The 5,080-nt window shown below is 48.1% G+C and carries 7 protein-coding genes; 2 read left to right on the forward strand and 5 right to left on the reverse strand.

The annotated features are described in order from the left end of the window. On the reverse strand, window positions 1–947 hold a 947-nt coding region (locus VIS94_13760; protein ID HEY9162137.1), incomplete at its 3' end, for a hypothetical protein. A 149-nt stretch (window positions 948–1,096) separates the two neighbouring features. Beyond that, window positions 1,097–1,282: a helix-turn-helix domain-containing protein gene (locus tag VIS94_13765; protein ID HEY9162138.1), complete on the reverse strand. Its 186-nt coding sequence runs from the start codon at window positions 1,280–1,282 to the stop codon at window positions 1,097–1,099. 281 nt (window positions 1,283–1,563) lie between these two features. Here VIS94_13765 and VIS94_13770 point away from each other — a divergent pair, with 281 nt between their 5' ends. Both VIS94_13770 and VIS94_13775 read left to right on the forward strand, forming a co-directional pair. Continuing rightward, window positions 1,564–2,133: a hypothetical protein gene (locus VIS94_13770; GenBank protein ID HEY9162139.1), complete on the forward strand. Its 570-nt coding sequence runs from the start codon at window positions 1,564–1,566 to the stop codon at window positions 2,131–2,133. Window positions 2,134–2,242: 109 nt separating this feature from the next. Next, window positions 2,243–2,599: a DUF3800 domain-containing protein gene (locus VIS94_13775; protein HEY9162140.1), complete on the forward strand. Its 357-nt coding sequence runs from the start codon at window positions 2,243–2,245 to the stop codon at window positions 2,597–2,599. A gap of 5 nt (window positions 2,600–2,604) precedes the next feature. Here VIS94_13775 and VIS94_13780 read toward each other — a convergent pair whose 3' ends face one another. From VIS94_13780 to VIS94_13790, 3 genes are all read right to left on the reverse strand, one after another. Then, complete coding sequence (locus VIS94_13780) at window positions 2,605–4,173, reverse strand: IS66 family transposase (protein HEY9162141.1); 1,569 nt, start codon at window positions 4,171–4,173, stop codon at window positions 2,605–2,607. 81 nt (window positions 4,174–4,254) lie between these two features. Beyond that, the gene (tnpB, locus tag VIS94_13785; GenBank protein ID HEY9162142.1) at window positions 4,255–4,605 is read right to left on the reverse strand and encodes an IS66 family insertion sequence element accessory protein TnpB; all 351 of its coding nucleotides are present in this window, start codon (window positions 4,603–4,605) and stop codon (window positions 4,255–4,257) included. 4 nt (window positions 4,606–4,609) lie between these two features. Then, window positions 4,610–4,996 carry a hypothetical protein gene (locus VIS94_13790; GenBank protein ID HEY9162143.1) on the reverse strand — a complete coding sequence of 129 codons (387 nt, stop codon included), beginning with the start codon at window positions 4,994–4,996 and terminating at the stop codon, window positions 4,610–4,612. Window positions 4,997–5,080 lie beyond the last annotated feature (84 nt).

Here is a 5,080-nt window from a genome sequence, read left to right on the forward strand (position 1 = left end):
CCGGCTTCCTTTGCCGCCCTGGCAGCTTCCTCCCGCTGCGCCCTGGTCGAGAATCCCTCCGGCCGCTGCCAGTCTTCTTCAATCGCCTTCTTCAGCATCCCGCCTGGATTTCTTATCAGCTCTCCCTTAAAACGCTTGTATTCAATTATCTCTATCTTATCTTCAAGATAATGAGGGGCATATATCCTGGTGTATCGTTCGGCCAGCTCGCCGGATATGCCGTACTCTTTGAGGTATTGGGCGTTTGGAGCAACAACAGCATTATTGCTATCGGGTTCCGCCGGCTTCGGCACATCTTGGGGATCATCCGGCGTGCCGGATATAAAAAGATCTTTTTGTTGTTGTTGTCTTTTTATATATATCTTTTTAATGGGGTGATCCCGGATCACCTTTTCTTCTTCTAAAAGAGGATCGCAGATCGCCTTTTCGGTTTTTAAAAGAGGATCGTGGATCACCTTTTCTTCTTCTAAAAGAGGATCGTGGATCACCTTTTCGGTTTTGTTCTCTAAAAGAGGATCGTGGATCATCTTTTTCTGCTCTTCAGCCGCGTCACGTAGCTTTTTTATATAGGATTTAGAACTTAATCTTGGATATACTTTGTAGACGTCTTCTTCAGTGAGAGGTGTATTAAGGGGTTCGAGAATTTCAAATGCCGTGGCTTTTCCTCTGCCTGCGGTGGTGAGATATTTTATAAGTTTACAGGTTGCTAATCGCTCCAGGATACTCACCATATTCCGTTTATTTTTTATCCCGCTTGTTTCAGCTAGTCTTTCCAGCGCATAGAAAAACTTTTGTGATTCAAAGCGTTCTCTCAATTCGAGGAGTCTTTGGAATACTGCCCAGGCAACGGGTCCAAGTTCCCTTGGAAGTCCGCTGTATCGTATCCAAAGAGGATATCTTGCGAATATATAGTCTATTTCGCCTTTTTTTCCACGACTTTCACTCATAAGAATACCCCCATGAAAGCATAGGGAAAGTTGACTGCTCTCATGGGGGTATGTTATAATAGCTTTGCGAGAGTTATTATAAAGCCCCTATGGGTGCAGCCGACAGCCATTCTTGATTTCCGGAATGGCTTTTTGCTTTGCCCTATCTCTTAAGCTTTCTTTGTCCCTTTATCTAGAAGGGATAAAAGAGCCTGCCCCTTTATTCTCCTTAATTTTCCTAGTTTTACTGATTCAAGCTCGCCGCTTCTGACAAGCCTCCACATAGAAGCTTCGCTCATTTTTAAAAGCTCTGCTGCTTCTTTCACCGTATACACGGCATTTTGTTCGATCACCATTTGAGCTCCACACTGTTAGTATGTGTCATATATGTCCATATTTTATCAAAAATAGTCCCTGTTGTCAAAACTTCATTGCGCTGTTATTTTGTTCGAGCATTTCCCTCACCCAGACTGTCAAGTTGGAGATCGGCATGTGCCGCTTTCGTCTGCTCAAGTGCTCAAGCGAACTGGCAGGAAGAACACGTAACAAGGAGAACATGTAAAACTGCGGGAGTTAAGGCTAGTTACGCGTCTAGTCTTAACTCTTTTATTTATGCCAAAAGGAGGCGTAACACACAGTGAACACGAACGCGAACACCGCACCGGTAAAGAAAGAATGGTTAACAATTCAGGAAGTGAGTGATAGAACGGGAAGGAGTGCAGCATCCCTCAGGATGATGATCAAAAGGCGAACGGCGAAAGGCGAACAGCTACGCGTCAAAAAGGAGCCAGGCAAACGCGGTGACAATTGGCTTTTCCATTCATCTGAGATTGAACACATAACAGAACAGGCTACGGCTTCTGTTAAGGCTGAACATGCTACGCGTAACGGAGGCGAACAGGTGGACGTCGTGACCTTTGAAACCTATGACCTGCACCGCCGGGAATGGGAACAGAGGTGTTCGCAATTAGAACAGGGCCTGATGATGTATCGCTATAAATTCGAAGAGCTGGATCGCCAGGTAAAAATGTTGCCGGCTCCGTTTGAGAGCATCCCTTCCAAGTTGTCCGAGCTGGAGGCACAGGCGGCAGAACTGGCAGAAAATAAACAGTCGCTCTGCCGTTCACAGGAAACAATCAAGGCGCTGGAGGAGGCCCTGAACATGGAGAAGCAACGTTCCTGGTGGGATAGACTATGGAAAAAATAGTTTCCGAAGTTAAGAAATAGTAAGAGCTATAAGGAAAAGAAGATGATGTGGTGGAAAAAGCCTTTTGGCATTTTCCCGTCAGTATAAGAAGAACAGGAAGCAATAACATATGCTTGTATTTCTAGACGAATCAGGAGATACGGGATTAAAAATTGAAAAGGGCTCTTCTGCCATTTTCATTATTGTCCTCGTCATTTTTGAAGATGAGGAAGAGGCAGATTCTGCTGATAAAGCCATTCAGAAGCTAAGGCATTCTCTGGGCTTCAGTGATGCTCACGAATTTCATTTCACGAGCACGAAACCCGGCATAAAGAAAAAATTCTTTGAAACCATTGCACGCCATAATTTCACTTATCATGGAGTAGTTATTCAAAAAGATCTTCTTCCGGAGGATCTTTGTGAGCTTTCGGGAACAGTGCACAAACCCATGAGCGCAAAAAAGAAATTGGAGAAGATTGCTGCGTAAGCTATCTACGAATCAGGAGGAGAGTTGTTGGTTCTTGTGAGCGCTTTCGGATAATTCCACGGCATCCATGCTGATGGATCTTTACGTACCTCTTCAGAATGCCGTTGCAACTCGGTCATATAGTCGAAGGGATTCACTCCATTCAACTCACAGGTGTGGATGAGACTCATGTAGAGATCGCCCACCTGCGCCCCGTTCATTGTTCGATAGAAGAGCGCGTTTTTCCGATGCAGGACTGCCTTTTTGAGAGCCCGCTCGCAGATGTTATTGTCCAGCGGAGCACCGGCCTTGCGAAGAAACAGAGTAAGGGGAGACCAATGCTTCAGCATATACTTCATCGCCTGGCCCAGTCCTGAATTCGGCTCAGTCAGTTTTTCGTCAAACTGGGTCATTATCCACGCCTTCAGCTTTTCCATAGGAGGGGCGCTCTGTTGTTGATGAAGCGCCAGCCGTTCCTCCGAACTCAAGCCTCGCTCCCGAGTCTGCCTGTCGATTCCGTATACTTCACCCAGTGTCTCCAAAACAAAGCGGCATTCGGCAGGGAAGTTGTCTGCCACATCCACAAAGTGGCGCCGACCATGAGAGAGGCAGTTGGCAAGTATAACGGCAAACGAGTCGGCTCCATCCGATTTTGGCACGTTTCGCGATAGCGCATCACACATCAGCATAGGCGGGGCATTTGCCTCCTTCGAGCGATGCTCGAGTATATCCCGCAGATTCTCACCTGCGTGTTGAATGCCAGTGAAATACAGAGCGATCTCAGGACCGCCGCCGGCTGAAACCACGCCGCTTGTGAAAGTTCCTGTGCGTTTGTCATCTTCTGGACGTTCGAGGGTGAGCACCCTCATCCCGGTGTCATCATTATGAATTACCTGTGCCTGGGCTGCCTGCTCGATGAGAGCGCTGTGCACAGGTTTCATGAGTTCTGCTGCATCCCGCACCAGTTCCCATTGCGTGGACGCCGGTAGCGGAACTCCCAGATTCTTCTGAAGATCCTCAATCCGATTGAAAGGCATACCGCTGCCGTATTTCAACTGTGCTATCATGGCAGGGACAGTTTCATCATACTTATCAGGGCCTACACCTTCCGGCTCCGGTGCCGTAAAAATTTCGCCACAGAGATTGCAACGCATCCGCTCAATCTCATATAGCGTAGCCTGAATAGGTGGCTGTGACTTGAAGCGTAAGAGAGTCTTTTTTTCCTTCTGCGAGTATACCTTGCCCATCAGACACTTTGGGCATGCGCATCCCGCACTCAGACCAGTATATGCGACCTCCACCTTCTGAGCGCTCGTAAACGCCACCGCTCCATTTCGCCCGTGCCCTGGTGCTGGAGGTTTGGTCTCTTCTGGATGTGAAGACAAAAGAGACTCAATCACCTGCGATGTCTTTTCTGTGGTCCGTGGCCGAGGCGTCAATCGGTCGACCAGCACATGCAAAGCTGTCTTGATTTTGTTGGCATCCGTCTCGAGAATAGGCTTTTCAACTGCCGCATCCAGTATGCCGTCCAATTCCTGCAGGTCGATGTCAATCCTGCTCTTTCTTATGTTCGTGGATGTCTTGATTTTATTCACATAAGACTGCTTCTACACAAGGGCGACAGAATCATGCTCAACAAGTCATACTTTCAGAATATTTTTATGTGCCCCACATTTCTATGTTCGAACCGATTTCCATATGGGCGCTCCCTGCACCGTCGGATTGCCTGCTGCACACAGCACTTGTGCCTGATGGGCTTCGAGCATGTGAACAGGACCCTCAGCTTTGGGCCACCATTTGAACCTGCCCTGCGATAATCTCTTTTGCGCAAGCCAGAAACCCTGGCCATCATAAACGAGGAGCTTTATGACCGTCCCGCCTCGTGTCCGAAAAATGAATAGACTTCCGGAAAATGGATCATCGCTGAGTCTCTGCTGGCACAATCGAACGAGCGAGTCAATGCCTTTGCGGCCATCCACCGGCTCCACAGCTACCAAAATTCTCATCTGCGGCGTGATCTGTATCATTTCACTAACCAGCAAATTCACGAATTATGGAGGCCAACCCTGATGATGCCACATTCTTCATCTCGATCAGCATTCGTGCACCTCGGGTTGATATGACTTCCAAAGTGCACTCGGCAATCTGACCTGAAAGAGGTGACAAGATTTCTATGAATTGTGGCACATCGGGTGTCGCGGGCTCTGAAGTCCTGGCATCAGCCCGCTTTTTCAGGGCATTGTAATCAAGTCGCAGTGCACGCGCTGTTTTCCACAGGCCTTGCCTGGTAGCCAGATTCACTGCCTGGTCCCACAACTCAGGAGGAAGTGGTGTGTGAGGACGGTGAGCCTTCCTCCATACACTCAATTCTTCGAGCAGCTCATCGGTTGCTTCGATCAGTCTTCGGCTTTCTCTCATCGCTCCCAGGACCCTCCTTGTCATTCTGGGGAAATGATATCACATTCGCCTGCTTCAATCCAAGCAGGCTTGCCGAAAACTCAC

Source organism: Desulfomonilia bacterium (assembly GCA_036567785.1).
In the GTDB taxonomy this organism is placed as follows: Bacteria; Desulfobacterota; Desulfomonilia; order UBA1062; family UBA1062; genus DATCTV01.

What these genes read in the sequence shown, in the direction of transcription:
- VIS94_13765 (HEY9162138.1), bottom strand. Translation starts at nt 1,282, where the DNA reads ATGGTGATCGAACAAAATGCCGTGTATACGGTGAAAGAAGCAGCAGAG.
- VIS94_13775 (HEY9162140.1), top strand. Translation starts at nt 2,243, where the DNA reads ATGCTTGTATTTCTAGACGAATCAGGAGATACGGGATTAAAAATTGAA.
- tnpB (HEY9162142.1), bottom strand. Translation starts at nt 4,605, where the DNA reads ATGATACAGATCACGCCGCAGATGAGAATTTTGGTAGCTGTGGAGCCG.
- VIS94_13790 (HEY9162143.1), bottom strand. Translation starts at nt 4,996, where the DNA reads ATGAGAGAAAGCCGAAGACTGATCGAAGCAACCGATGAGCTGCTCGAA.